The sequence below is a fragment of the Streptomyces sp. NPDC006294 genome, from assembly GCF_042870895.1.
Lineage (GTDB): Bacteria > Actinomycetota > Actinomycetes > Streptomycetales > Streptomycetaceae > Streptomyces.
This window is the reverse complement of sequence record NZ_JBIAHV010000023.1, coordinates 37,775-60,603: the sequence shown is the minus strand read 5'-3', so window position 1 is coordinate 60,603 and position 22,829 is coordinate 37,775. Positions and strand designations below refer to the sequence as shown.

Here is a 22,829-nt window from a genome sequence, read left to right as displayed (position 1 = left end):
CGGATCCGTCCATGACTGAGTCGAGCGGAGGGCGTGACGCCCAACTCAAGCACACCGGTCTGCGGCCCGGCTGGACGACCGGTGCCTGTGCGACGGCCGCGACGACCGCGGCGTACACGGCGCTGCTGACCGGGGAGTTCCCCGACCCGGTGACCATCACGCTCCCCAAGGGCCAGACACCGGCGTTCGCCCTGGCCGCCGAGTCGCTCCCGGCCGACTCCGCCGACTCGGCCATGGCCGGGATCGTCAAGGACGCCGGCGACGACCCGGACGTCACGCACGGCGCGCTGGTCCGCGCGACGGTACGGCTGCTGCCGGCCGGCTCCGGGGTCGTCTTCCGGGCCGGGCCGGGAGTCGGCACGGTCACCCGGCCCGGACTGCCCCTCGACGTCGGCGAGCCCGCGATCAACCCCGTACCGCGGCGGATGATGCGCGACCACGTCGCCGCGGTCGCCGCGCGGCACGGCGGCGCCGGGGACGTCGAGATCACCGTCTCCGTCGACCACGGCGAGGACATCGCCCGCTCCACCTGGAACCCGCGGCTCGGGATCTTGGGCGGGCTGTCCATCCTCGGTACGACGGGGATCGTCGTCCCGTACTCGTGCTCGGCGTGGATCGACTCGATCCGGCGCGGCGTGGACGTCGCCCGCGCGGCGGGCCGCACGCACGTCGCCGGCTGCACGGGCTCCACGTCGGAGCGGACCGTCGTCTCCCTCTACGGGCTGCCGGAGGACGCGCTGCTCGACATGGGCGATTTCGCGGGCGCGGTGCTCAAGTACGTGCGACGCCACCCCGTCGAACGCCTCACCGTCTGCGGCGGCTTCGCCAAACTCTCGAAGCTGGCCGCCGGCCACCTGGACCTCCACTCGGGCCGCTCCCAGGTCGACAAGGCGTTCCTTGCGGACCTGGCGCGGCGCGGCGGCGCGGACGAGACGCTCGCGGCGGAGGTCGCCGCGGCCAACACGGGGCTCGCCGCACTCCAGATGTGCAGCGCGGCCGGCGTCCCCCTCGGCGACCTGGTCGCGGCAGCGGCCCGCGACCAGGCCCTCGCGGTCCTGCGGGGCGCGCCGGTGGCGGTGGACGTGGTGTGCGTGGACCGCGCGGGCGAGGTCGTGGGCCGCGCGTAGCCCTGGGGCGGGCGGCGGACCGGGTCACGCCTCCGGGCACGGCCCGGTCCCGGTGCCGTTTCCGGGCGTGGCCAGTGTCTGTCGTCCGGTGTCCGGGTGCCGCGCGTCCGGGCGTGGCCCGGTCCTGGTTGTCCGGTGTCCGGGTGCCGCTCCGGTGGTCGTGTCCGGGACTGCTGTCCTCACCCCGCTGCGCGCGCGTTGCGGCGCTTCACGTCCCGGCCCCCGACCCCCTGCGCGTCCCCCTGTCCGGGCTCGGGGTCCCGGCTCCGCCCCCTGCCCCGGTGGCCCGCTCAGGTGATGTCGAACAAGGGGCCAGTGATCGTCAGACCCAGTTCGTCGCCGGTGTACGAAAAGAAGGCGAGCAGCATCAACGCCGCCCCGCCCAGCGCGAGATCCTTCATGAAGTGGAGCATCTCCGGGGTTCTGGCGTCGCCCTCCTCCTTCCAGAAGGCGTGCATCACCAGCGCGGTCGGGATCAGGAACACCGCCAGCAGCAGCGCCCCGAGATCGGCCCAGACGCCGAGGAGCACGCTCAGCCCGCCCGCCAGGAGCAGCAGCCCGGTGAGCAGGGTGGCCGGCGTGGCCATCGCGGTGGGGATGCCGCGGCTTCCGGCGTAGGCGGCCATCTGCTTGGTCTGCGTCAGGTGGTTGAGGGCCGAGCCGAGGAAGACGATCGTGAAGAGGATGCGTCCGACGAGGACGAGGACGTCCATGGGTGGCCTCCGGCCTGTGAGATCGGTGCCATGTCGCCTCCCTCCCACGCTACTCCGCACCGCCACGCCCTGCCCCTCCGGCGCACGTGCCACCGGCGCAGCGTGCCCGCCCCGGGGGACGCCGCGCTCACCGACCCGGCCGACCCCGACCCGGCCACGTCCGAACCCGCGGCGTCAGCAGACGTGCCGGTCGCGCTCCGCCGAGTACAGGTGGCTGTCGCGGAAGCCCGTCGCCGCCAGGACGCGGCCCACCATGATGACCGCCGTGCGTGTCACGCCCGCCGACTTCACCTGCGTCGCGATGTCCTCCAGCGTGCCGCGCAGCACGAGTTCGTCCGGGCGGCTGGCCATCGCCACCACCGCGGCCGGGCAGTCGGCGCCGTAGTGGGGGACGAGCTCGGACACGATCCGGTCGACGTAGCGCGCGCCGAGGTGGAGGACGAGGAGCGCGCCGCTGCGGCCGAGGGTGGCGAGGTCCTCGCCGTCGGGCATGGGCGTCGCCTGCTGGGAGATGCGGGTGAGGATGACGGTCTGGCCGACGGTCGGGACCGTGAGTTCCCGCTTCAGCGCCGCGGCCGCCGCCGCGAACGCCGGGACGCCCGGCACGATCTCGTACGGCACGCCCGCCGCGTCCAGGCGCCGCATCTGCTCGGCGACGGCGCTGAAGACGGACGGGTCGCCCGAGTGCAGCCGGGCCACGTCGTGGCCCTCCTCGTGGGCGCGGACGACCTCGGCGGTGATGGCGTCCAGGTCGAGCTGGGCCGTGTCGACGAGACGGGCGTCCGGCGGGCACTCGGCGAGGAGTTCGCGGGGGACGAGGGAGCCCGCGTAGAGGCAGACGCCGCACGACGCGAGCGTGCGCGCGCCGCGGACGGTGATCAGGTCGGCGGCGCCGGGGCCCGCACCGATGAAGTACACGGTCATGTCGGATCTCCTGCTTTGGTGACGGACCATTGGGTGACGGGCATGGCCTGGCGCCAGCCGGTGAAGCCGCCGACGGGTACGGCGTGCGAGACGGCGAGGCGGACGAGTTCGCCGCCGTGGCGTGCGTGACGACGGGCGAGCAGCGCCTCGGACTCGAGGGTGACCGTGTTGGCGACGAGGCGGCCGCCGGCCGGCAGCGCGTCCCAGCAGGCGTCCAGCAGCCCGGGGACGGTGAGCCCGCCGCCGATGAACACCGCGTCCGGGGCGGGCAGTCCGGCGAGCGCGTCGGGCGCGGCGCCGGTGACGACGCGCAGTGCGGGGACGCCGAGGGTGTCGGCGTTACGGGCGATGCGCGCGGCCCGCGCCGGGTCGCGTTCGACGGTGACGGCCCGGCAGGACGGGTCCGTACGCATCCATTCGACGGCGATCGAACCGGAGCCGCCGCCGACGTCCCACAGCAGTTCGCCGGGCGCGGGCCCGAGGGCGGCGAGCGTCGCCGCGCGGATGTGGCGCTTGGTGAGCTGCCCGTCGTGCTCGTACGCCTCGTCGGGCAGACCGGGTACGGCGGACAGCCGCAACGCGCCCTCGCCCCGGCGGCATTCGAGGGCGATGACGTTCAACGGGTCGCCGGGCGGCGCGGTCCAGCCGTCGGCGCGGCCGTCCACGACGCGTTCGGCGGGTGCGCCGAGCTGTTCGAGGACCCGCATCCGGGTGGGGCCGAAGCCGCGGTCCCGCAGCAGGGCCGCCACTTCGGCGGGCGTGTCCGCGCCGGCGCTGAGCACCAGCAGCCGGCGTCCGTCGTGCAGGGCGGCGGCCAACTGCCCGGCGGGACGGCCGACGAGCGTGACGGTCGGGGTGTCCTCGACGGGCCAGCCGAGCCGGGCGCAGGCGTAGGAGACGGAGGAGGGGTGCGGGAGGACGCGCAGCGCGCCGGGGCCGAGTTCTTCGGCCAGCGCGCGGCCGATCCCGTAGAACATCGGGTCGCCGCTGGCCAGGACCGCCAGCCTGCGGCCCTCATAAGAGGCGAGCAGCCCGGCGACGGCGGGCCGCAGCGGGGTCGGCCAGGTCACGCGCTCCGCGGCGCAGTCGGCGGGCAGCAGCTCCAGCTGCCGTGGCCCGCCGATGACGGCCTCCGCGTCCAGCAGGGCGTCCTGGGCGCCGGGGGACAGTCCTGGCCAGCCGTCCGCGCCGATCCCGACGACGGTTACTGCTGGTGAGCGTGGTGCGGGGGTCACTGAGCGGTACCTCGTCGACGGTCGGCAGGGGACGGAGCCGCACTCTACTGGCCGTCCGGTCACGCCCTTCCGGGCACCCGGGGTTACCGCCGGTGCCGGACGGTGTCGCCCGGCGTCCTCCGGCGTCCTCCGGTGTCCTTCGGCGCACGCCGGCCCGGCTGTCAGTGGCGCGCGGCACACTGGAGGCATGTGCCGCAGCATCAAGACTCTCCGTCCACCCGTCCTTCCCGAAGAGGCCACGGAGGAGGACGTCCGGGCCGCCGCCCTGCAGTACGTGCGCAAGGTCTCGGGTTTCCGCGCCCCCGCGGCGCACAACCGTGAGGTCTTCGAGCAGGCCGTCGAGGAGATCGCGGAGGCGACCCGCAGACTCCTCGACGGGCTCGAGGTGCGTGGTTCGGGCGGCCGCTCCGGGCAGGCCGCCGGCGAGGCGCCGGCGGCTCCTAGACGGTCGGCTCAGGAGCCGGCTCCGCAGCCGGACGCCGCATGACGTAGGCAGCGAGCGAGCCGGCGCCGAACAGCGCGAGTACGGAGACGGCCGCGCCGATCCAGCTCGCGCCGAGCCACTGGCCGCCGAACCAGCCGAGCCCGACGGCGTATCCGGCCCAGGCGATGCCGGCCAGGGCCGACCACGGCAGGAAGTCCTTCACCTTGCGGTGCGCGGCGCCCGCGCCCAGCGAGACGACGGAACGGCCGGCGGGCGCGAACCGCGCGATGACGACCAGCGTGCCCCCGCCCCGGCTCAGGGCGGCGCCGAGACGTTCCTGCGCCCGGGTCAGCCGGCGTGAGCGGGCGATGGCCCGGTCGAGCCGGTCCCCGCCCCGCCAGGCGAGCCGGTAGGCGACGAGATCGCCGAGCACGGAGGCGGTCGCCGCGCACAGCACGAGGACCAGCAGCGACGGGACCTCCTGCGGCACCTGGCCCGCCGCGACCGCGGCGGCGGTGCCGGCCGCGTCGGCGGTCGACCCGGCGGCGGCCGCCGTGGCGGCGGTGATCACCAGGACTCCGCTGGGCAGCACGGGCAGGAAGACGTCGAGGAGCACGGACAACGCCACGACGGCGTAGATCCATGGGCTGCCGGTCAGCGACCCAATGCTCTCGAGCACCTTGACTCTCCCCGTTCGTCGCGAGGCCACGGCTCTCGCGGGAGAGCGGCTGGTCGGCCGGACAGCTGTACAGCGTACGCCCGGGCTTCGGGGGAGATCGACACGGGGCGCTTCCCGGGCGCGCGCGGCGCGGAAACCGCCCGTACGGATGGATTGGAACGCGACAAGATGACGCCCGGACCCTTCGCCGAGGAGGCGACGGGGCCGGGCGGTCGGATCGTGCTCAGCGGATCAGGCGGCGGTGGTCGCCCGCTCCTTCGGCGCCTCCTCGGCCGGGCGGTCGGTGCCGCGCGGCGAGAGCAGCCGGTCCAGCGCCAGCGCGCCGGGCCCGGTGAAGACCAGCAGCAGGAACGCCCAGCAGAACATCGCCGACGCCTCGCCGTGGTTCTGCAGCGGGAACAGCGCCTCGGGCTGGTGCACCTTGAAGTACGCGTACGCCATGGAACCGGAGGCGATGAAGGCCGCACTGCGGGTGCCTATGCCGAGCATCACCAGGCCGCCGGCGACCAGCTGAATCACCGCGGCGTACCAGCCGGGCCAGGTGCCGGCCGGAATCGTTCCGCCGCCCATGGCGCCGCCGAGGACACCGAACAGGGAGGCGGCCCCGTGGCACAGGAACAGCAGACCGACGACGGCGCGGAACAGGCCGAGCGCATACGGCTGCGCCTGGTTCAGGCGAGTGGGAAGGCTGGGGGTGGCCACGTCGTGGCTCCTTCGGTTTCGGGGACAGAACCGATGAGGGGGGTCACACGTTAGGCAGACCTAATCATTACTTGCAAGTTCAACATTTATTCGTCGGCTGATTCCGGCCGTGGGTTCGTCTTTCCGCCATCTCGTGTTCGCCGGTGCCGGTGTGGGGGCTCGGGCGCCGGTACGTCTGTGACGTGGGGTGGTCCCGGGGCGTCCCGGTTTCGCGACACGGCGCACGGAATATCGGGCACCCGGCCGAGGGAGACTCCTCGGCCAGGCGCCTCGGGGTTTGGCGGGAAATCGGCGCTCGGGGCGGCTGGGGCGGCTGGTTCCGGCGGGGCGCGAGAGGTTCAGTAACCGTCCGTGGGCGCAGTGGTGTCCGACGCGCCGGCCGTCAGCGGGCGTTCGAAGAGCGTCGTCAGCCGGCCGCGGCCGGCGCCCTTGCGCTCCGCCCGTGCCTGCTCCAGCCGCAGCGACGCGGATCGCCCCCGGAGCGTCAGCGTCATCAACTGGTTGCCGAACCACGGTCCGCCGGTGCGGCGCCAGCGGACGAGGGGCAGGCCGGTGCGTCCGTGCCGGGCGAAGAGGAGGCCCAGCCGTCGCCCCACCCCGCTCCAGCCGAACCGGAAGCCGAGCCTCACCGGGCGCGGGATGGAGTTGTGCACGGGTGAGCACGTCAGCTGGAGCACGCGGGCGTCCGGCCGGACCACGGCGTTGTCGCCGTCCGCCCCGTCCGCCCCGTCCGCCCCGTCCGCCCCGTCCCCCCGGTCCTCTGCGTCCGGGACGTCCGGCCACTCCGGCTCCGCCACGTACGCGTGATGGACGTCGCCCGAGAGCACGCACACCGTCGCCGGCGCGTCGGGGCCGCTCCCCGCCTGCGCGATCAGCCGCGACAGCTCCTCGAAGGACGACGGGAACGCCGACCAGTGCTCCAGATCCGCCAGACGGCGCAGCCGCTCGCCGAAACGCGACCAGCGCGGGCCGCGCTCGCCGCGGCACAGCGCCGCGTTCCAGCTCTCCGCGTGGTGGACCAGGGGCGGCAGCAGCCACGGCAGTGACGTGCCGATGAGGAGGTGGTCGACCGACTCCGGGTCGTCCAGCGCCTGTTCACGCAGCCACCGGGCCTCGCCCGGACCGAGGATCGACCGGCTCTGCTCGTCCAGCACCCGGGCGGCCCGGGTGTCCACCATCAGCAGCCGGGTACGGCCGAAGTCGCGGCGGTAGCTCCAGCGTACGGAGGCCGCGTCCTGGTCGGCCTTCTCGGCGAAGGACCGCAGGGCGGCGGTCCCGTCGGGCGCCGACCGCACCTCCTCGTACAGCGGGTCGGCGGCGAGCTCGGCGGGCGAGAGATTGCCCAGGTGCTGGTACACCCAGTACGACATCAGCGCGCTGACGACCCGCTCCTGCCACCAGGGCGTGGCCCGCATGTCGGCGAGCCACGCCGTGCTGGTGTTCCAGTCGTCGATCACGTCGTGGTCGTCGAAGATCATGCAACTGGGCACGGTGGAGAGCAGCCAGCGGACGTCCGGGTCGCGCCAGGACTCGTCGTACAGCCAGGTGTACTCCTCGTAGTCCGCCACTCCGTCGCCCGGCGGCACATCGGGGTCGCGGCGGGCGGCCAGCCGGGCGCCGGTCGCGTCGGAGGTCTGGTCCGCGTACACCTGGTCGCCGAGGAGGAGCAGTACGTCCGGGCGCTCGTCCTCCGGCATGTGGGCGAGCCGCGCGGCGAGCGTGTCCAGGGCGTCCGGCCCCACCGGGTCGTGCCCGTGGGCGGGCCGGGCCGCCCAGCGGCACGACCCGAACGTGACGCGCACGGCGTCGGCCCCGGGGACCGGGGTGCGGATCGTGCTCGGCGGCAGCGCGGAGCCCTCGGGGGGCCAGACGCGCTCGCCGTCGAGCAGTACCTCGTACGCGGTCGCCGAGCCCGGTGTCAGACCGGTGACCGGGATCAGGGCGTAGTGGTGGCCGGCGATCGTGAACGTCCGGGCGGAGCCGGCGCCGCCGCCGTGGGTTCCGCCCGGGTCGCAGCGGACCTCGGCGGTGCACGCGCGGTCCGTCTCGACCCAGACGGTCGCGGCGGTGCCCGTCTCCCAGTCGACGTGCCGCAGCAGTGGGCCCAGGCGCAGCCGGGTCATGTGACGCCCCTTCCTGTCGCCCCGTACGGTACGGAACGAATCAGGGGGGCGGAGGGGTTCCACGGGGTGCGCTCTGCGGCGGCCCTGTTCCCCACCCCGCCCCTTCCCGGACCGGGGCGCTGCCCCCGGGCCCCGGTGACCGCCCTCCGGGCGGCGGGTTCGGGGCTCCGCCCGGGGCCCGGTACCGCTCTCCGCGCGGTCTGCCTCAATCCCCCCTGCGGCCAGGCGGCCGTGGGCGCCTCCCACGGCAGCCAGGCCGCAGGGGGAGTGCCCCCAGGCCGGGCTCGAGGTGTCCGGCCACTTCAGCCCCCGGCGCTCAAGGCGCCGGATCCGGCACGGAACCGGTCACTCAAGCCCCGCCGGCGATTGAGGCGCGGGGTTGGGGGCAGCGTCCCGACGAGGCCGCCGCGCCCCGGCCCCCGCATCCCGCGCCCCGGCGCGTCAGCAGGTGTTCAGGACCGACTGGAGCGCGCTCTTCTCCGCCGAGTCGACCTTCAGGTTCCAGTAGTACTTCGTGTGCACCCACATCCGCGCGTAGTAGCAGTGGTACGAGCTCCGCGGCGGCATCCACTCCGCCGGGTCCTTGTCGCCCTTGGACTGGTTGACGTTGTCCGTGACGGCGATCAGCTGAGGACGGGTCAGGTCGTTGGCGAACTGCTGGCGCTTGGACGTGGTCCAGCTGTTCGCGCCGGAGCGCCACGCCTCCGCGAGCGGGACGATGTGGTCGATGTCGACGTCGGAGGCCGCGTACCAGGTGGCGCCGTCGTAGGGGGAGTACCAACGGCCGCTCACGGCCGCGCAGGTGGAGCTCTGCACGACGTTCGTGCCGTCGCGCTTGAGGACGACCTCGCGGGTGTTGCAGGAGCCCGACTGGGTGATCCAGTGCGGGAAGAGGTCACGGCTGTAGCCGGAGGAGGAGCCCTCCGCGGACACGGTCAGCTGGCTGAGGTAGCTGCGGGCGGTGGAGGCGCTGACGGGGGTGGGGGGCGCGGCCTGGGCGGCGGGGGCGGTGGCCAGCAGACCGGTCGTGGCGAGGGCCGAGGCCGCGGCGAGCACGCCTATTCGGCGGGCGACGGCACGGGAACCGGCACCGGCATCGGCACCGGCGCCGCGGCTTCGACGCGCGTAGACACCTGACATGTGAACTCCTCTGCAGTGGGGGGAGCTTGGCCTTTCGGGCATGGCCATGCTGACGGCGCCGGGTTGCCTGGGGATGGGCGCCAGGTAACAGAGTGACGACATGGGCACGTCACATCAAGGGTTCTGACGCACCGGCACAGACTGCTGCGCGTCGTAGGGTTGCCGCGTGCTGCTGCCGGTCAACCTCACCCTCGGGGCCGTACTGGCCGTCCTGCTGGCCGCCGCGGCCACCGTGGCGGCCCTCGCCCACCTGGGGCGTTCGCGCGACATCGCCGTCGCGGGCGTGCGCGCCGCGGTCCAACTCGCCGCCGTCTCCGCGGTGATCGGCTGGGTCGTCCGCTCCGTACCGCTGCTGCTCGCCTTCCTCGTCCTCATGTACGCGGTCGCCGTCCGCACCGCCGGCCGGCGCATCACCGCCAACGCCACCTGGTGGTGGGCCGGCCTGCCGATCGCCGCGGGCGTGCTGCCCGTCGTGACCGCGCTGCTGCTCACCGGACTGGTCCCGGTGAAGGGCATCACCCTCGTTCCGGTGACCGGCATCCTCATCGGCGGGGCCCTGACCGTGACGGCGCTCGGCGGCCGGCGGGCGCTGGACGAGCTGGAGCAGCGCCGCGGGGAGGTGGAGGCCGGCCTGGCCCTCGGCCTCGCCGACCGCGACGCCCGCCTCGAGGTCGCCCGCGGGCCCGCGTCCGACGCGATGCTCCCCGGCCTCGACCAGACCAGGACCGTGGGCCTCGTCACTCTCCCGGGCGCGTTCGTCGGCATGCTGCTGGGCGGCGCGTCACCGGTGGAGGCGGGCGCGGTGCAGCTCTTCGTGCTGGTCGCGCTGATGGCCGTGCAGGCCGTCGCCGTGGCGCTGGTGCTGGAGCTGGTCGCGAGGGGACGTCTGCACCGCTCGCCCCGGGACCAAGGTCCCTGACGGCCGAACGGGTGCATCGCGTAGGCTGTGCGGTGCAGAAGGGGAGTAGCTCTTCGCCGGACCGTCGACATACTGCTGGGCCTCGTGCCCGGCCGGCGCCCGGAGGCGGTCTCGTCGCAGAGACTCGCCAGCGAGACCTTCGGCCGCAGTGCCCATGTACGTGTTCATGGCGCTGCCGTGCCGAAGCGACCCCTGAAACGCTCAGGACTCTCGGCAGGGCCGCGCCCGACCGATTGAGGTTCCACCCGTGATCAGCTTCACCGTCATGGCGATCACCTTCGGCGTCGTCTTCCTCGCCGAACTGCCCGACAAGACCGCGCTCGCCGGTCTGATGCTCGGCACCCGCTACCGCGCCTCGTACGTCTTCGCCGGTGTCGCGGCCGCGTTCGCCGTCCATGTCGCGCTCGCCATCGCGGCGGGCAGCGTGCTGACCCTGCTGCCGCACCGCCTGGTGCAGGCCGTGGTGGGCGTCCTGTTCCTGGGGGGCGCGCTGATGCTGCTGCTGAAGAAGGACGACGGCGATGAGGAGACCATCAAGGCCCCGGCCGACCAGTCCTTCTGGAAGGTCTCCGGGGCGGGCTTCATGCTGATCCTCGTCGCGGAGTTCGGCGACCTGACGCAGATCATGACCGCCAATCTCGCGGCCCGTTACGACAACCCGGTCTCGGTGGGCGTCGGCGCGGTGCTGGCGCTCTGGGCGGTCGCCGGCATCGGGATCGTGGGCGGCCGGACGCTGATGAAGTACGTGCCGCTGAAGCTGATCACCAAGGTCGCGGCGTGCCTGATGCTGGCCCTGGCCGGCTTCAGCCTCTTCGAGGCGGTCACCGGCTAGCGTCTTTCGTTCGGATCAGGCCGGATCGGTGAGCGGAGTCTGAGGCGTGGGGGTCTCCCCGGGCCCTCCGGGGTCGAGGCGTGGGGGGTCTCCCCAGGCCCCCAGGCCCCCAGGCCCCCAGGGCCGAGGGGACGTAGCGCAAGGCCGGAGAATGGGGCTCCCCCTCCCCGCCGAAGGCAGGGGGAGAGTCCACGCGGTGGGGCGCCTCCGGTGCCCGAAGGGCCGGGGGAGTCGGCGACTGACGACGGCGCGGCGAGGTGCGGTGCCAGGGCACGCGAGCCCGGCAAGCTCCGAACGAGGGGCCCTGACCGTGCCGGTCACCGGCCGGTGACCGGCACGCGGACGCGGGCAGCTACGCGGAGACGCGGCGCAGCTCGATCGCGCCGTCCGCGTGCGCGGTCACCGCGAGGTGCGTGAGGTCCGGTACGTGGAGGTCCGGCGCCATCGCCAGGGCGCGGGGCCCCACGCCGACCACGCGCATGCCCGCCGCGCGGGCCGCCGTGATGCCGGCGTCCGAGTCCTCGAACGCCACGCAGTCCGCGGGAGCGAAGCCCAGCTCGGCAGCGCCCTTGAGGAAGCCCTCGGGGTCCGGCTTGCTCGCGCCGACGCACTCGGCCGTCACCCGCACCCGCGGCATCGGCAGCCCGGCCGCCTCCATGCGGGCCGTGGCCAGCGCCAGGTCGGCCGAGGTCACCAGGGCGTGCGGCAGGGCGGCGACGGCGGCCATGAAGGCGGGGGCGCCGGCGACGGCGACCACGCCGTCCGTGTCGGCCGTCTCCTGGGCGAGCAGGACGCGGTTGTCGGCGTGGTTCCGCTCCATGGGGCGGTCCGGGAGCAGCGCCGCCATCGTGGCCCAGCCCTGCCGGCCGTGGACGACCTTGAGCGCCTCGTCGGCGTCCAGCCCGTGCTCGGTCGCCCAGGTCCGCCAGACGCGCTCCACCACGGCGTCCGAATTGACGATGGTCCCGTCCATGTCCAGCAGGAGAGCGTTCGCGGTCAGGGCGGTCGTCATACGGGCTCCAGGGCGCGACAAAAGAGGACGAAGTGGCTCCGCCCGCCGGTCAGGGAGTACGGGCGGAACCACTTTGTTCCTTCACGATACAAAAACGGGGGCGGTGACGCCAATCCCGTCTCACGGCTCGCGCGTCTCGGCCTCCAGCGAGCGGCGCGTATGGGGGCCGTAGACCCCGAGCGGGTCCCGGTCGATGCCGCGGTCCCACTGGTAGATCTTCACGGCCTGTTCCACGTCCTCGTCGAACCGCCCGTCGGCCGCGTAATCGTCCGGATACAGCCACAGCTGCCGCAGCCGCAGCTGGAGCTCGGTCACCGCCGGGCCGCTGTCGCCGCGCCGCAGGGTGCCGCCTCCCGGCCGCTGCGTCGGCTCCTGCGAGACCGTGCCCGTGGCCACCGCCGTCGACGGCGGCGCCGAGGGGGCGGCCGGGGCGTCGCCGGCGCTCGGGCCCGTACTCGGCCCGCCGTCCGACGGCGACGGCGAGGCGGAGGCCGACGGGGACGCCGACGCCGAGGCGGACGCGGAGGCCGACGCGGACGGTGACGGGGACGCCGACGCGGCGGCGGACACGGACTCCGCGGGCGCGTCCGGCTCGGCGCTGGCGCTCGGGGAGCCGCTGCGGACATCCGTGTGCAGCGCCCGGTCCCGCTCGGTGTCGCCGGAGAGCAATCCGCCGGCGAACGTCGCCGTGCCCGCGACGGCGACGGCCGCCACGCCGACGACGATCCCCGCGAGCGCACGGCGCCGCCGGGGCCGCGGTTCGGGCTGCGCGCCTGGACGGGCGACGTACAGGTCCAGCTCCTCGGTGGCGCCCCCCATGGTGTCCGGCGGCGGCCCGGCGGCGATGGCCCGCAGCACCGTGGTGTCGTCGTCCACGGCCCCGGCCACGCCCTCCGGATGCCCCGCACCGCCCCGTTGCGCGGGCGGAGTGAACGCCACGGTCGGGGCGGCGTCCTTACCGGCCCCCGCGGCCTGCGCGCCCGCGGCGTCTGCCGCCCGCACCCGCGGCGGCGCGCCGTCGGCGGTCGGCGCGTACCCGTCCGGCCCCGCGCCCGCCGGCGGCTCGTACTGGAGGCTCTCCAGCGTCACGTACGGCCTGATCCGCAGTGGATCGAACTCCGCCGCCGAGGCGTCCGCCTCCCGCTGCGCACGGTGCGCGGCCCCCGCGCGCGCGGCGCAGTCGCACCCCGGCGCGGCGCTGCCGTCCGGGTTCCGCGGCCTCGCGCACTCCGGGCATCTGCTTCCGGTCATTGCCGGTTCCCCTCCCCATCGAACTGCCGCCGATTATGCAGCCGCCCCAAGCGACGCCCAACGCCCCACCGGCCTCAGCGCACCTCTCGGCAGGCCATAAGCGGACAGAACCACCACGATGGGAGGGAACACCGCGTCACCGACCGAGGAGAACGGCATGGCCCAGGAAGTGAGCACCGCTCAGGTGGGGCCCGCCCCCGGGGGGCAGGCACGACGGACGATCCTCGTCGCCATCGGCGCGCTGCTGCTGGGCATGCTGCTCGCCGCGCTCGACCAGACGATCGTCGCCACCGCACTGCCCACGATCGTCAGCGAACTCGGCGGCATGGACCATCTGTCGTGGGTGGTCACCGCGTACATGCTGGCCGCGACCGCCGCAACCCCACTGTGGGGCAAGCTCGGCGACCAGTACGGCCGCAAGAAACTCTTCCAGACGGCCATCGTCATCTTCCTGATCGGCTCCGCCCTCTGCGGCATCGCCCAGAACATGCCGCAGCTCATCATCTTCCGCGCCGTCCAAGGACTCGGCGGCGGCGGGCTGATGGTGCTGTCGATGGCGATCGTCGGCGACCTCGTACCGCCCCGCGAACGCGGCAAGTACCAGGGCCTGTTCGGCGCGGTGTTCGGCGCCACCAGCGTCCTCGGTCCGCTGCTCGGCGGCTTCTTCACCGAACACCTCACCTGGCGCTGGGTCTTCTACATCAACCTGCCCATCGGCGTCGTCGCCCTGCTCGTCATCGCCGCCGTACTGCACATCCCGGTACGCAGGACCCGCCACACCATCGACTACCTCGGCACCTTCCTCATCGCCTCCGTCGCCACCTGCCTCGTGCTCGTCGCCTCCCTCGGCGGCACGACGTGGGCCTGGGGCTCGGCACCGATCATCGGCCTCGCCGTCCTCGGAGCCGTACTCCTCGTCGTGTTCGTCTCCGTCGAACGCAGGGCGGCCGAACCGGTGCTGCCGCTGAAGCTGTTCCGGATCAGGACCTTCACGCTCGTCGCCGTCATCAGCTTCGTCATCGGCTTCGCGATGTTCGGCGCGATGACGTACCTGCCGACGTTCCTCCAGGTCGTCCAGGGCGTCTCACCGACCCTGTCCGGCGTGCACATGCTGCCGATGGTGTTCGGCCTGCTGCTCACGTCCACCGCGTCCGGGCAGATCGTCAGCCGCACCGGCCGCTGGAAGGTCTTCCCCATCCTCGGAACGGCGGTCACGGCACTCGGGCTGCTGCTGCTCCACCAGCTCGAGCGGGACACCTCCACCTGGCTGATGAGCACGTTCTTCTTCGTCTTCGGCGCCGGACTCGGCCTCGTCATGCAGGTCCTCGTCCTCGTCGTCCAGAACGCCGTCGGCTACGAGGACCTCGGCGTCGCCACGTCCGGTGCGACGTTCTTCCGCTCCATCGGCGCCTCGTTCGGCGTCGCCATCTTCGGCACCATCTTCACCAACCGGCTGGAGCACAAGCTCACCGACGCCCTCGCCGGACAGCAGATCCCGCCCGGCGCCGGGCCCGCGGAGCTGGCCGCCGACCCCCGGGCCATCGGCCGGCTGCCGGCCGGTCTGCGCCCGTCGGTGCTGAACGCGTACTCCACCGCCATCACCGACGTCTTCCTGTACGCCGTGCCGGTCGTCCTGCTCGCCTTCCTCATCGCCTGGTTCCTCAAGGAGGACAAGCTGCGCGCCTCGGTGACCGCGCCGGAGCCGACGGAGACGCTGGCCTCCAACCCCGTCGAACGCTCCTCCCACGACGAGGTCGCACGGGCCCTGTCGGTGCTGGGCTCCCGCGAGGGCCGGCGCCACATCTACGAGAAGATCACCGAACGGGCCGGTCACGACCTGCTGCCCGCCTCGAGCTGGCTGCTGCTGCGCATGAAGCGCCACGGCGTCGTCGAACCGGCTCTGCTCGCCGAGTCCACCCCCGTACCCCTGCGGGCGATCACCGAGGCCGCCCGCGAGGTGGAGGGGCGCGGGCTCGCCCGCCGCGAGGGCCTCGGCCTGATGCTCACCGACCGGGGAGCGGAGGTGGCCGTCGATCTGGCGCAGGCGCGGGAGGACTCGCTGGCCGAACTGCTGGGCGACTGGTGGGGCCCGGACCGCCCGACCGACCTCGTCCAGCTGGTCCACGAGCTGAACCTGGAGCTGTGCGGCTCCGACGACGAGACCCCGCACAGCCCCGAGCCGCGCCGCGACCACGAGCCCCCGCACGGGCGGCGCCCCCTCGTCTGACCGTCCCGCGGTGCGGCTCAGAGGTTCTTGCCGTACCAGATCTCCATATACGGGCCGGAGCAGTACGCCGGTATCTCCGCGTAGCCGTGCCGGACGTACAGCGCTCGCGCCTCGACCAGGTCCAGCCGGGTGTTGAGCACCATCCGGACGGCGCCGAGCGCGCGGGCCTCGTCCTCCAGCCGCGCCATCAGCAGACCGGCGCCGCCCCGCCCGCGGACCTCGTGCCGCACGAACACCCGGGTCAGCTCGGCCCGCTTCTCGTCCAGCATCAGCACCCCGCCGCAGGCCGCCGCCGCACCGCCGTACCGGCCCACGGCGAACCGGCCCGTCGGCGGCGTCAGCAGCTCCGCGCCGTCGTCCCTCAGCCCGTCGTCGACCTCCTCCGCGGTCGCGGACCAGCCCCAGTAGCGGCTCGCCACATCGTGGTAGTACGCGCGCCGCAGCCCGGTGGCATCGGGGGAGTCGAAGGGCTCGGCGGCCAGGGTCCAGGCAGTCATGAGCCCTCTGTATCCCGGCCGGTCGTTGTTTGGCCAACCATTTCCCGGTTACTCGCAGCTATGCACGCTCGCCAACCGCGAGCGTCCGCCCACGGGTCAGACCCGGAAGGTGAGTCATGTCAACACTGACCACAGTTCTGATCGTCGTCGCGGTGGTCGTCGTCCTCCTGATCGCCGCGGGCGCGCTCTACGCACGCCGCCGCGCACAGGTCGGCGGCCGCGGGGCGCTGCGCAGGCGCTTCGGACCCGAGTACGAGAGGGTCCTGGCCCGCCACGACGGCGACGCCAAGGCGACGGACCGCGAACTGCAGGACCGCGTCCGGCGCCACAAAGACCTCACGCCGCAGCCGCTGCCGCCCGGCGTGCGCGAACAGTACGACGCCGAATGGGCCGCCGTGCAGGAACGCTTCGTGGACTCCCCGCGCAGCGCGGTCGCCGAGGCCGACCAGCTCCTCGGCCGCCTCGCCGCCGACCGGGGCTTCCCGGCCGCCGGCCGCTACGAGGAGCAGCTCGCCGCGCTCTCCGTCCACCACCCCCGCCACATCGAGGGCTACCGCGAGGTGCACCGCGCCGCACGCGCCGACTCCGGCGCCGGCACGGAGGACCTGCGCGAGGCGATGGTCGACGCGCGCGACCTCTTCGAGGACCTGGTCGCGGACCGTTCCGTCGACCACGGCCGCCACCGCCCCGGACACGGGCAGGGGCGCGGCCACGGGCGAGGGCACCTGCTGAAGCCCGGGCGGAGTGGTGCGTGATGCGAAACCAGTCCGGCGACGACCTCCCCCCGACTGCCGTCCCGCCCGGCTCCTTCGGCGCCGCGGGTGAAACCCACGCCCCCGCCGCGTCGGGCGGGCGGGACGGCAAGCAGACCGCGGAACGCAGCGAACGAAGCGCGTCCCACACGACCCGGCCGGGGCCGGTGGACGAGCCGCTGAAGCCCGTCCTCGACCCGGGGGCGGCGGCGCCCGCGCCGCTGCTCCCGCCGGACGAGCGTGAACGGCTCCAACAGCGCCTGCAGCACGCGCTGGCCGGCTTCGTCGACGACCCGCGCCACGCCGTCGAAGAGGCGGCGGCCGTCCTCGACGACGCCGGCGACCGGATCACGGCGTCCCTGGCGGAACAGCGGCGGACGCTGCGGGAGTCCGCGTCCGGCGCCGCGTCCGGGCCCGGCTCCGCGGACGACACCGAGGAACTGCGGGTCGCGCTGCGGAAGTACCGCGAGACGACGGAGCGGCTGCTGCGGATCTGACCGCGGACCCGGTGTCCGGCGGTCAGGCCCTGGGCGCGGCCTGCTGCACGACCTCGAACGACCACACGGTGGACCCGGTGGCGGCGGGCTTGGGACGCTCGCCGCCACCGCCCTGCGCGCCACCGCCCTGATGGGCGGCCTTCATCGGCCCCTCCATCCACGCCTGGAACGCGGCCTCGTCACGCCACCGCGTGTACACCAGGTACTGGTCGGTGCCCTCGACGGGCCGCAGCAGCTCGAACCACTCGAACCCGTCGGACCCCTCGACGGCGCCGGCGCGGGACGCGAAACGCTTCTCCAGAACCTCGCGCTGTTCGTCGGGGACGGTGAGGACGTTGATCTTCACGATGCTCATGCGGCCATCCTCCCGTACGAGTCCGGCCCGGCTGCCGCCGCCCCGGACGCCGGGCGCGCCACCGTCACGCCGTGACCCGCGCCACCAGCAGGCCGTCGTAGCCCTTCCCGCCCACCGTCTGCAGCGCCGTCGCGTCCAGCCGCGGCTCGTTGGCGACCAGTTCGAACATCTCGCGCGTCGCGACGATCGCCGGGTCCTCGCTCGACGCGTCGGCGACCGCCCCGCCGCGCACCACGTTGTCGACGACGATCAGGCTGCCGGGGCGGGTCAGGCGCAGCGCCCACTCCACGTAACGCGGGTTGTTGGGCTTGTCCGCGTCGATGAAGACCAGGTCGAAGGGGCCCGCGCCCGGTTCCGCCGCGATGCGCGGCAGGAGGTCGAGGGCCGCGCCGGTGCGGACCTCCGCGACCTGGTCCAGGCCGGCCCGTGCGATGTTCGCGCGGGCGAGGTCGGCGTGGGCCGGGTCGTACTCGAGCGAGATCAGCCGGCCGTCCGCCGGCAGCGCCCGCGCCAGCCAGATCGTGCTGTAGCCGCCGAGCGTGCCGATCTCCAGCGCCGTGCGGGCGCCCTGCACACGGGCCAGCAGATGCAGCAGTTTCCCCTGGTTGGGCGCCACATTGATGGCGGGCAGCCCTGCCGCGTCGCTCGCGGCGAGCGCTTCGGTCAGGGCCTCGTCCTGGGGCACGAGAAGATCGCTGATGTATCCGTCGACGGCCTGCCACTGATCCTGAGTCATACGGGGAAACCTACGTTCCCGGCGCCGCCACCGGCAGCGCCCCGCGTCGTCTCACCCGTACACGCCACACGACCAGAGCCACGGCGAGCACCGGCAGGCCGGTCGCCATCAGCCACACCGGCACGTCCGCGACCGTCAGCAGGTCGTCGTCCCACACCACCCGCTGAAAGGGTGTGTCCGAGGCGGCGGGCACCAGCTCGTGGTCCCCGTCGATCCGGCCCGGATCGGGGAAGCGCTGGTCGAGTACGGTGAGGAAACGGTCCTGCTCCTCGGTGAGGCGGCCCACCGCACCCTTGGGCTCGATCTGCCCCGCGTACGTCACCTCGGGCTCGGAGCCGCCGATGGCGCCGCGCGGCTCCATCCGGTGCTGCGCGAGCACGAACAGGCCCAGCGACTGGGCCGTCGTGGCCCGCCGGGACAGCCGCATCGGATAGACCAGCGTCTCGCTCGCGAAGCTCAGCCGCAGCGGGTCGAGCGTGCCGTCGAGCACCTTGCCCTGCTCGGCCGGCGCCAGGCGTACGGCGACGTACTCCGAGCCCTGGTCGACGTACGGCCGCAGGTCCTCGCCGAGCCCGTCGGGCATCGTGAAGCCGTTCGCGGTGAGCCAGTCGCCCAGCGCGTCCGGGTCGGTCGCCGTCAGCCGGGCCACGTCGAAGTCGCCGAGCCTCTCCCGGCCGACGACGCCGACCCCGGAACCGTCCGCGCCCTGCCCCGGGGCCGCGCCCGGCGCGCCGTCCCCGTGGTCGAAGGGCCAGTCGCCGTTGCGGGGCCAGAAATAGTGGCGCGTGCGGTGCACCGGCGCGGCGATCCGCACCAGTTCGTCGAAGACCGCGGCGTCGGCGAGCTCCACGGTGGCCCGCCCCGGCACGGGCATGATCCACGCCGCCTCCGGCGCGTCCGAGTCGACGGTGAAGCGCATGACGATCTGTTCGGTGCGGCCGTCCCAGTCGACCACAGCGGTCTCGCGGTGCACCGAGAACTGCGCGTTCGGGTCGACGACCATCGCCCCGCACCCGCAGGCATGGGCCGGTCCGACCAGCGAACCGACCTGCAGCATGAGCAGCGCCAGCAGCACGGTGAGCACGCGCGCGCGTGACCCGAATTCTTGTATGTTCCCCCGCATGGCCTCTGTGACGGCGCCATGACACCAGTGGTTCCCGTCCGGACGGATCTGTTCCTCTCCCGTGACCGGACACCGCATTCCGGCCGTTGAGTGGGGACGGACGGGATTGGGAACTGGTGGCCTTTGGCTTTGCATGCGTGTGTTCTGGCGTGTGTGGGTGAGTGCGGGGTGCGGTCGGGGGAATGTGCGGCTGGGGAGGGAACGGGAGTGCGTGGGTCGAATGTGTGACCTTTGACTGGTGTGCTCGTTGGGTATGGGGAGTGGCTGTTCGGGACGTGTCGGGGGGCGGTTGGGGTTGACATGAGCGCCGACCACCTGGCCGCCTGGCGCCTGGACACCCATGGCAACCCGTGCGGTGAGCCGCGCCTCTTCCCCTGCGACCTCACCGGCACCCCCGACCACCGGGACGCTCAGGTCCGTCATGCCCCGACCCGGCTGCTGCACCGGGCCGCATCCTGCGGCGTGAAGGCGATCGCCGTCCAGGACCTCGACTTCACCGCCGAGAAGACCCGCGAGAAGCACGGCCGCAGGAAACGGTTCCGCCGGCTGGTCTCCGGTATGCCCACCGGCCGGCTCCGCGCGCGCCTGTCCTCCATGGCCGGCCGGACCGGCATCACCATCATCGCCGTCGACCCGGCCCACACCTCCACGTGGGGCGCCCAGCACTGGCAGAAGCCGCTCACCAGCACTACCCGGAAGACGACCCGTCACCATGCGGCGAGCATCGCGACCGGGCGACGCGCCCAGGGCTGTCCGGTCCGGCGTCGGACGGCACCGCCCCGCACCCACCGGAGCGATGGATGCGGGCATCGGACCGTCCAGGCCCCACCGGACACCCCAGGGCGTGAGGAAGCCCGCCCCCGTGTTCCCGGACCACGGACACGACCCCTGCCACCGGACACGGAGCGAACGCGGGCGACCAGGACACCCAGAACCGTTCGGGGCGTCCGCAGCGACCAGGAATGGGCCCAAGACCCACTCCTGCTCACTGAACAGGAACGGTGACAGTCAGGCGAACAGGGAGTTCAGTGGGTCTTTTCCACGGGGCGGTACGACGCTCCACGGACGCCCGGTGGACACCTGGGCGGCACACAACGGGACAAGTGAACCGGTGGGGAGGCTCGGCGCGACGTGGCGAACGCGGAACACAGCCCGCGCAGCGGTGCGGCGGCGGCAGTGGCGGTGGCAGTGGCGACGGACACGAGGGTCGGCACCGCCAGGGCCGCGCTGTGGCTCTTCGCCGCCGTCCTCGCCATACGGCAGGCGGCGGCCGTACTGACCCTGCCGCCCGGCGAGCGGCTCCTCGACCTGGGCGCCTGGACCGGGCGGAACGGCGTCCTCCACGTCCCCGGCTCCCTTTACGACGAGGGCAGATTCACCGGCACCCCGTTCACCGGGCTCGTGCTCAGACCGCTCGCCGACTCCGCCGAGCAGGGTCTCGGCGTCGCCTGGACCTTCGGCACCCTGCTGCTCGTGGTGCTCGTCGGCCTGGTCGCCGCCCGCGCCCTGCCGATCCCCGTGTCCCGCCGCAGCACCCTGCTGGCCGCGCCCGTCGCGATCAGCCTGCTGATGCTGTCGCTGCCTGTCCGCAACAGCTTCCACCTGGGCCAGACCAGCGTCATCCCGGTCCTGCTGGTTCTCCTCGGCTGCCTCGCCGTACGCGCTGAGCGGCCCGCGGGCCTGCTCATCGGCATCGGCGCCGCCCTTCAGCCGACCGTCCTGCTCTTCGCACCGCTGCTGTGGTTCACCGGCCGCCGCCGGGCCGCCGTGACCTCGGCGGGCGCCTTCGCCGCCCTCTCCGTACTCGCCTGGGCCGCGATGCCCGGCGACTCATGGGCGTACTGGGTGCACCACGTCGCGGGCGCGGGGCTCGGTGAGAGCCCGGACAGCCTCGCCAACCAGTCCCTGCACGGTGCCCTCCTGCGGCTCGGGCTCCAGGGCGGCGCCGAGATCGCCGTCTATCTGCTGCTCGCGGCCGGCGTCGTCCTCCTCGGTCTGCGCCGTGCCGTCCGTTACGCCCATGACGGGCAGTTGCTGCTCGCTGTGGCCGTCACCGGCTGTGTCGCCGTCGCCGTCTCACCGACCGCCTGGCAGCACCAGCTCCTGTGGGTGCTGCTCGCCGTCGTCGGCCGGGTCGGCAGGCGCGCCGCGGACCGGATGCTGTGGCCCGTGCTCGTCGTCCTCGCGATCACGCTGCCGGGCACGATGCTGCTGCCCAACGTCCCCGTCCTGCACCCGGTCCGGGACAACGTGCTCCTCGTCGCCGCGCTGGTGGCAGCCTGCGCGGTGCCGTTCCTGCCGCTCGGCTCGCCGCACTTCCGCCGGCCCGTCCCGACCGCGTACGCCGCACCGCTGCCCGCCCGCTGGGCGCGCGTGCCGCTGCTGCCTTTCTGGCGGCGCGCCCTCAGCCGCCCCAACCTGCTGCTCGAACTGCTGGTCATCCGAGTCGGCTACTCCGTCTATGCCCAGATCCGTGCCGCCGCGACCGGCGGCGTGGCGGCGGCGGAGGAACACGCCAGGCAGATCCTCTCCGTCGAGGCCGCGCTCGGCATCGACATCGAGCACTGGGTCAACCAGGCGGTGGTGAAGGCGGCATGGGCCGAGACCTTCCTCGACTTCTATTACACGTCGTTCCACTTCGCGGTCCCGCTGGCCGTCCTCGGCGTGCTGTACGTGCGCCGGCCGTCCGACTACCGCTGGGCGCGCTCGTCGCTCGCCTTCGCGACGCTGCTCGCGCTCCTCGGTTTCTGGCTCTACCCCCTCGCGCCGCCGCGGCTGATGCCCGGCATGGGCTTCATCGACACGGTCCACGGCCCTCAGGATCTCGCCAACCCCGACTACGGCGCGATGACCGCCGTCACCAACCAGTACGCGGCGATGCCGTCCCTGCACTTCGGCTGGTCGCTGTGGTGCGGACTGGTGGTCCTGCTGCTCGCGCCCAGGCTGTGGATGAAGCTGCTGGGGCTGCTGCACCCGCTGTTCACCGTCTGCGCGATCGTCGCCACCGCCAACCACTGGGTCCTCGACGCGGCGGGCGGCGCGGTGGTCGTCGGCACGGGCTTCGGCCTCACGTACCTGCTGGCGGGGCGCAGACAACTGCAGGTCGGTGCGGACCCGGTGCCGGCGCGCCCGGTGCCGGGGGCGAGGTCGCACGCGGACGACGCGCATGCGGACGGCAAGGAGGCGGCGGCGCAGAACGCATGAGGCCCGGCGGGCACGGGCGCCAGGTCCGCACCCGCCGGGTGGATCGCCGCGTCCAGTAATCGTCCGCCACCGCGGCCGGTTCCGCCACTCGGGGGACCTCGAACCGGACCGTCCTGCCCGGCTTCCCGTGCGTGACGTCTTCGTCCCATTCGTCCACGACGGCGTCCAGCGGCGCGATGTCCGCCGGCCGGACTCGTCGTCCGGCCGCGCCTGTTGGGGCACGGGCCGGCCGCACGGCAGGTGAGGGGCAAGGATGTCCGCTCGGCCGGCCGAGGGTGGCCGGGGCCCGGACTCCGAGCAGCATGTCCCCTGACCGGGCGTCGCCGTCACAACAGGACCCGAGCGGGCGCGCCTCCG

Annotated in this window: 21 protein-coding genes and 1 pseudogene; 9 read left to right on the top strand and 13 right to left on the bottom strand. The window is 73.6% G+C overall.

The window, feature by feature from the left end:
* Nucleotides 1-11: 11 nt before the first annotated feature.
* Nucleotides 12-1,127: a cobalt-precorrin-5B (C(1))-methyltransferase gene (locus ACFYOP_RS31095; RefSeq protein ID WP_356891297.1), complete on the top strand. Its 1,116-nt coding sequence runs from the start codon at nt 12-14 to the stop codon at nt 1,125-1,127.
* A gap of 290 nt (nt 1,128-1,417) precedes the next feature.
* Here the strand turns inward: ACFYOP_RS31095 and ACFYOP_RS31090 are convergent, their stop codons facing one another.
* The 3 genes from ACFYOP_RS31090 to cbiE form a co-directional block, all read right to left on the bottom strand.
* Nucleotides 1,418-1,840 carry a DoxX family membrane protein gene (locus ACFYOP_RS31090; RefSeq protein ID WP_356891299.1) on the bottom strand — a complete coding sequence of 141 codons (423 nt, stop codon included), beginning with the start codon at nt 1,838-1,840 and terminating at the stop codon, nt 1,418-1,420.
* A gap of 174 nt (nt 1,841-2,014) precedes the next feature.
* The gene (gene cobM / locus ACFYOP_RS31085) at nt 2,015-2,764 is read right to left on the bottom strand and encodes a precorrin-4 C(11)-methyltransferase (protein WP_356891301.1); all 750 of its coding nucleotides are present in this window, start codon (nt 2,762-2,764) and stop codon (nt 2,015-2,017) included.
* Nucleotides 2,761-3,999 (bottom strand): precorrin-6y C5,15-methyltransferase (decarboxylating) subunit CbiE, encoded by a 1,239-nt coding sequence (gene cbiE / locus ACFYOP_RS31080; protein ID WP_356891303.1) that lies wholly within the window; start codon nt 3,997-3,999, stop codon nt 2,761-2,763. Before cbiE ends, cobM begins: the two co-directional genes overlap by 4 nt.
* 187 nt (nt 4,000-4,186) lie before the next feature.
* Between cbiE and ACFYOP_RS31075 the strand changes: the two genes are divergently transcribed.
* On the top strand, nt 4,187-4,486 hold the full coding sequence (locus ACFYOP_RS31075; RefSeq protein ID WP_356891305.1) for a DUF2277 domain-containing protein: 300 nt from the start codon (nt 4,187-4,189) through the stop codon (nt 4,484-4,486).
* Here the strand turns inward: ACFYOP_RS31075 and ACFYOP_RS31070 are convergent.
* From ACFYOP_RS31070 to ACFYOP_RS31055, 4 genes are all read right to left on the bottom strand, one after another.
* Entirely contained in the window at nt 4,440-5,102 is a 663-nt protein-coding gene (locus ACFYOP_RS31070) for a VTT domain-containing protein (protein WP_356891307.1), read from the bottom strand. The two genes, ACFYOP_RS31075 and ACFYOP_RS31070, sit on opposite strands and share 47 nt — an antisense overlap.
* Nucleotides 5,103-5,333: 231 nt before the next feature.
* The gene (locus ACFYOP_RS31065) at nt 5,334-5,804 is read right to left on the bottom strand and encodes a DoxX family protein (protein ID WP_356891309.1); all 471 of its coding nucleotides are present in this window, start codon (nt 5,802-5,804) and stop codon (nt 5,334-5,336) included.
* A gap of 338 nt (nt 5,805-6,142) precedes the next feature.
* Entirely contained in the window at nt 6,143-7,927 is a 1,785-nt protein-coding gene (locus ACFYOP_RS31060; RefSeq protein WP_356891311.1) for an alkaline phosphatase D family protein, read from the bottom strand.
* A 441-nt stretch (nt 7,928-8,368) separates the two neighbouring features.
* Entirely contained in the window at nt 8,369-9,067 is a 699-nt protein-coding gene (locus ACFYOP_RS31055) for an HNH endonuclease family protein (protein ID WP_356891313.1), read from the bottom strand.
* Nucleotides 9,068-9,233: 166 nt separating this feature from the next.
* On the opposite strand from ACFYOP_RS31055, the gene ACFYOP_RS31050 reads away from it, so the two are divergent.
* Together ACFYOP_RS31050 and ACFYOP_RS31045 are read left to right on the top strand one after the other, a co-directional pair.
* A complete protein-coding gene (locus ACFYOP_RS31050; RefSeq protein ID WP_356891315.1) occupies nt 9,234-9,986 on the top strand; it encodes an ABC transporter permease in 753 nt (250 codons plus the stop codon).
* A gap of 247 nt (nt 9,987-10,233) precedes the next feature.
* Entirely contained in the window at nt 10,234-10,818 is a 585-nt protein-coding gene (locus tag ACFYOP_RS31045; protein ID WP_356891317.1) for a TMEM165/GDT1 family protein, read from the top strand.
* 352 nt (nt 10,819-11,170) lie between these two features.
* Here ACFYOP_RS31045 and ACFYOP_RS31040 read toward each other — a convergent pair whose 3' ends face one another.
* Both ACFYOP_RS31040 and ACFYOP_RS31035 read right to left on the bottom strand, forming a co-directional pair.
* The gene (locus ACFYOP_RS31040) at nt 11,171-11,830 is read right to left on the bottom strand and encodes an HAD-IA family hydrolase (RefSeq protein WP_356891319.1); all 660 of its coding nucleotides are present in this window, start codon (nt 11,828-11,830) and stop codon (nt 11,171-11,173) included.
* 120 nt (nt 11,831-11,950) lie between these two features.
* On the bottom strand, nt 11,951-13,081 hold the full coding sequence (locus ACFYOP_RS31035) for a peptidoglycan-binding domain-containing protein (RefSeq protein ID WP_356891321.1): 1,131 nt from the start codon (nt 13,079-13,081) through the stop codon (nt 11,951-11,953).
* A 157-nt stretch (nt 13,082-13,238) separates the two neighbouring features.
* Between ACFYOP_RS31035 and ACFYOP_RS31030 the strand changes: the two genes are divergently transcribed.
* On the top strand, nt 13,239-15,308 hold the full coding sequence (locus tag ACFYOP_RS31030) for an MDR family MFS transporter (RefSeq protein ID WP_356891323.1): 2,070 nt from the start codon (nt 13,239-13,241) through the stop codon (nt 15,306-15,308).
* A gap of 17 nt (nt 15,309-15,325) precedes the next feature.
* On the opposite strand, the gene ACFYOP_RS31025 is transcribed toward ACFYOP_RS31030, so the two are convergent.
* On the bottom strand, nt 15,326-15,805 hold the full coding sequence (locus ACFYOP_RS31025; protein ID WP_356891325.1) for a GNAT family N-acetyltransferase: 480 nt from the start codon (nt 15,803-15,805) through the stop codon (nt 15,326-15,328).
* A gap of 116 nt (nt 15,806-15,921) precedes the next feature.
* Between ACFYOP_RS31025 and ACFYOP_RS31020 the strand changes: the two genes are divergently transcribed.
* Together ACFYOP_RS31020 and ACFYOP_RS31015 are read left to right on the top strand one after the other, a co-directional pair.
* The gene (locus ACFYOP_RS31020) at nt 15,922-16,560 is read left to right on the top strand and encodes a hypothetical protein (protein ID WP_356891327.1); all 639 of its coding nucleotides are present in this window, start codon (nt 15,922-15,924) and stop codon (nt 16,558-16,560) included.
* A complete protein-coding gene (locus ACFYOP_RS31015; protein ID WP_356891329.1) occupies nt 16,560-17,054 on the top strand; it encodes a hypothetical protein in 495 nt (164 codons plus the stop codon). Before ACFYOP_RS31020 ends, ACFYOP_RS31015 begins: the two co-directional genes overlap by 1 nt.
* A gap of 22 nt (nt 17,055-17,076) precedes the next feature.
* Here the strand turns inward: ACFYOP_RS31015 and ACFYOP_RS31010 are convergent, their stop codons facing one another.
* The 3 genes from ACFYOP_RS31010 to ACFYOP_RS31000 all read right to left on the bottom strand — a co-directional run bounded on the left by ACFYOP_RS31010 (nt 17,077) and on the right by ACFYOP_RS31000 (nt 19,268).
* The gene (locus ACFYOP_RS31010) at nt 17,077-17,409 is read right to left on the bottom strand and encodes an antibiotic biosynthesis monooxygenase (RefSeq protein WP_356891331.1); all 333 of its coding nucleotides are present in this window, start codon (nt 17,407-17,409) and stop codon (nt 17,077-17,079) included.
* Between the two features lie 64 nt (nt 17,410-17,473).
* Nucleotides 17,474-18,145 carry an O-methyltransferase gene (locus ACFYOP_RS31005; RefSeq protein WP_356891333.1) on the bottom strand — a complete coding sequence of 224 codons (672 nt, stop codon included), beginning with the start codon at nt 18,143-18,145 and terminating at the stop codon, nt 17,474-17,476.
* A 10-nt stretch (nt 18,146-18,155) separates the two neighbouring features.
* Nucleotides 18,156-19,268 (bottom strand): DUF2330 domain-containing protein, encoded by a 1,113-nt coding sequence (locus tag ACFYOP_RS31000; RefSeq protein ID WP_356891335.1) that lies wholly within the window; start codon nt 19,266-19,268, stop codon nt 18,156-18,158.
* Nucleotides 19,269-19,550: 282 nt separating this feature from the next.
* Here ACFYOP_RS31000 and ACFYOP_RS30995 point away from each other — a divergent pair.
* Nucleotides 19,551-20,273 (top strand): annotated as a pseudogene (locus ACFYOP_RS30995) (IS200/IS605 family accessory protein TnpB-related protein); the annotation flags it as partial.
* Nucleotides 20,274-20,399: 126 nt separating this feature from the next.
* A complete protein-coding gene (locus tag ACFYOP_RS30990; RefSeq protein ID WP_388453605.1) occupies nt 20,400-22,472 on the top strand; it encodes a bifunctional glycosyltransferase 87/phosphatase PAP2 family protein in 2,073 nt (690 codons plus the stop codon).
* The last annotated feature ends 357 nt before the right edge of the window (nt 22,473-22,829 follow it).

What these genes read in the sequence shown, in the direction of transcription:
- ACFYOP_RS31095 (WP_356891297.1), top strand. Translation starts at nt 12, where the DNA reads ATGACTGAGTCGAGCGGAGGGCGTGACGCCCAACTCAAGCACACCGGT.
- ACFYOP_RS31090 (WP_356891299.1), bottom strand. Translation starts at nt 1,840, where the DNA reads ATGGACGTCCTCGTCCTCGTCGGACGCATCCTCTTCACGATCGTCTTC.
- cobM (WP_356891301.1), bottom strand. Translation starts at nt 2,764, where the DNA reads ATGACCGTGTACTTCATCGGTGCGGGCCCCGGCGCCGCCGACCTGATC.
- ACFYOP_RS31075 (WP_356891305.1), top strand. Translation starts at nt 4,187, where the DNA reads ATGTGCCGCAGCATCAAGACTCTCCGTCCACCCGTCCTTCCCGAAGAG.
- ACFYOP_RS31060 (WP_356891311.1), bottom strand. Translation starts at nt 7,927, where the DNA reads ATGACCCGGCTGCGCCTGGGCCCACTGCTGCGGCACGTCGACTGGGAG.
- ACFYOP_RS31055 (WP_356891313.1), bottom strand. Translation starts at nt 9,067, where the DNA reads ATGTCAGGTGTCTACGCGCGTCGAAGCCGCGGCGCCGGTGCCGATGCC.
- ACFYOP_RS31040 (WP_356891319.1), bottom strand. Translation starts at nt 11,830, where the DNA reads ATGACGACCGCCCTGACCGCGAACGCTCTCCTGCTGGACATGGACGGG.
- ACFYOP_RS31035 (WP_356891321.1), bottom strand. Translation starts at nt 13,081, where the DNA reads ATGACCGGAAGCAGATGCCCGGAGTGCGCGAGGCCGCGGAACCCGGAC.
- ACFYOP_RS31030 (WP_356891323.1), top strand. Translation starts at nt 13,239, where the DNA reads ATGGCCCAGGAAGTGAGCACCGCTCAGGTGGGGCCCGCCCCCGGGGGG.
- ACFYOP_RS31025 (WP_356891325.1), bottom strand. Translation starts at nt 15,805, where the DNA reads ATGACTGCCTGGACCCTGGCCGCCGAGCCCTTCGACTCCCCCGATGCC.
- ACFYOP_RS31020 (WP_356891327.1), top strand. Translation starts at nt 15,922, where the DNA reads ATGTCAACACTGACCACAGTTCTGATCGTCGTCGCGGTGGTCGTCGTC.
- ACFYOP_RS31015 (WP_356891329.1), top strand. Translation starts at nt 16,560, where the DNA reads ATGCGAAACCAGTCCGGCGACGACCTCCCCCCGACTGCCGTCCCGCCC.
- ACFYOP_RS31010 (WP_356891331.1), bottom strand. Translation starts at nt 17,409, where the DNA reads ATGAGCATCGTGAAGATCAACGTCCTCACCGTCCCCGACGAACAGCGC.
- ACFYOP_RS31005 (WP_356891333.1), bottom strand. Translation starts at nt 18,145, where the DNA reads ATGACTCAGGATCAGTGGCAGGCCGTCGACGGATACATCAGCGATCTT.
- ACFYOP_RS31000 (WP_356891335.1), bottom strand. Translation starts at nt 19,268, where the DNA reads ATGCGGGGGAACATACAAGAATTCGGGTCACGCGCGCGCGTGCTCACC.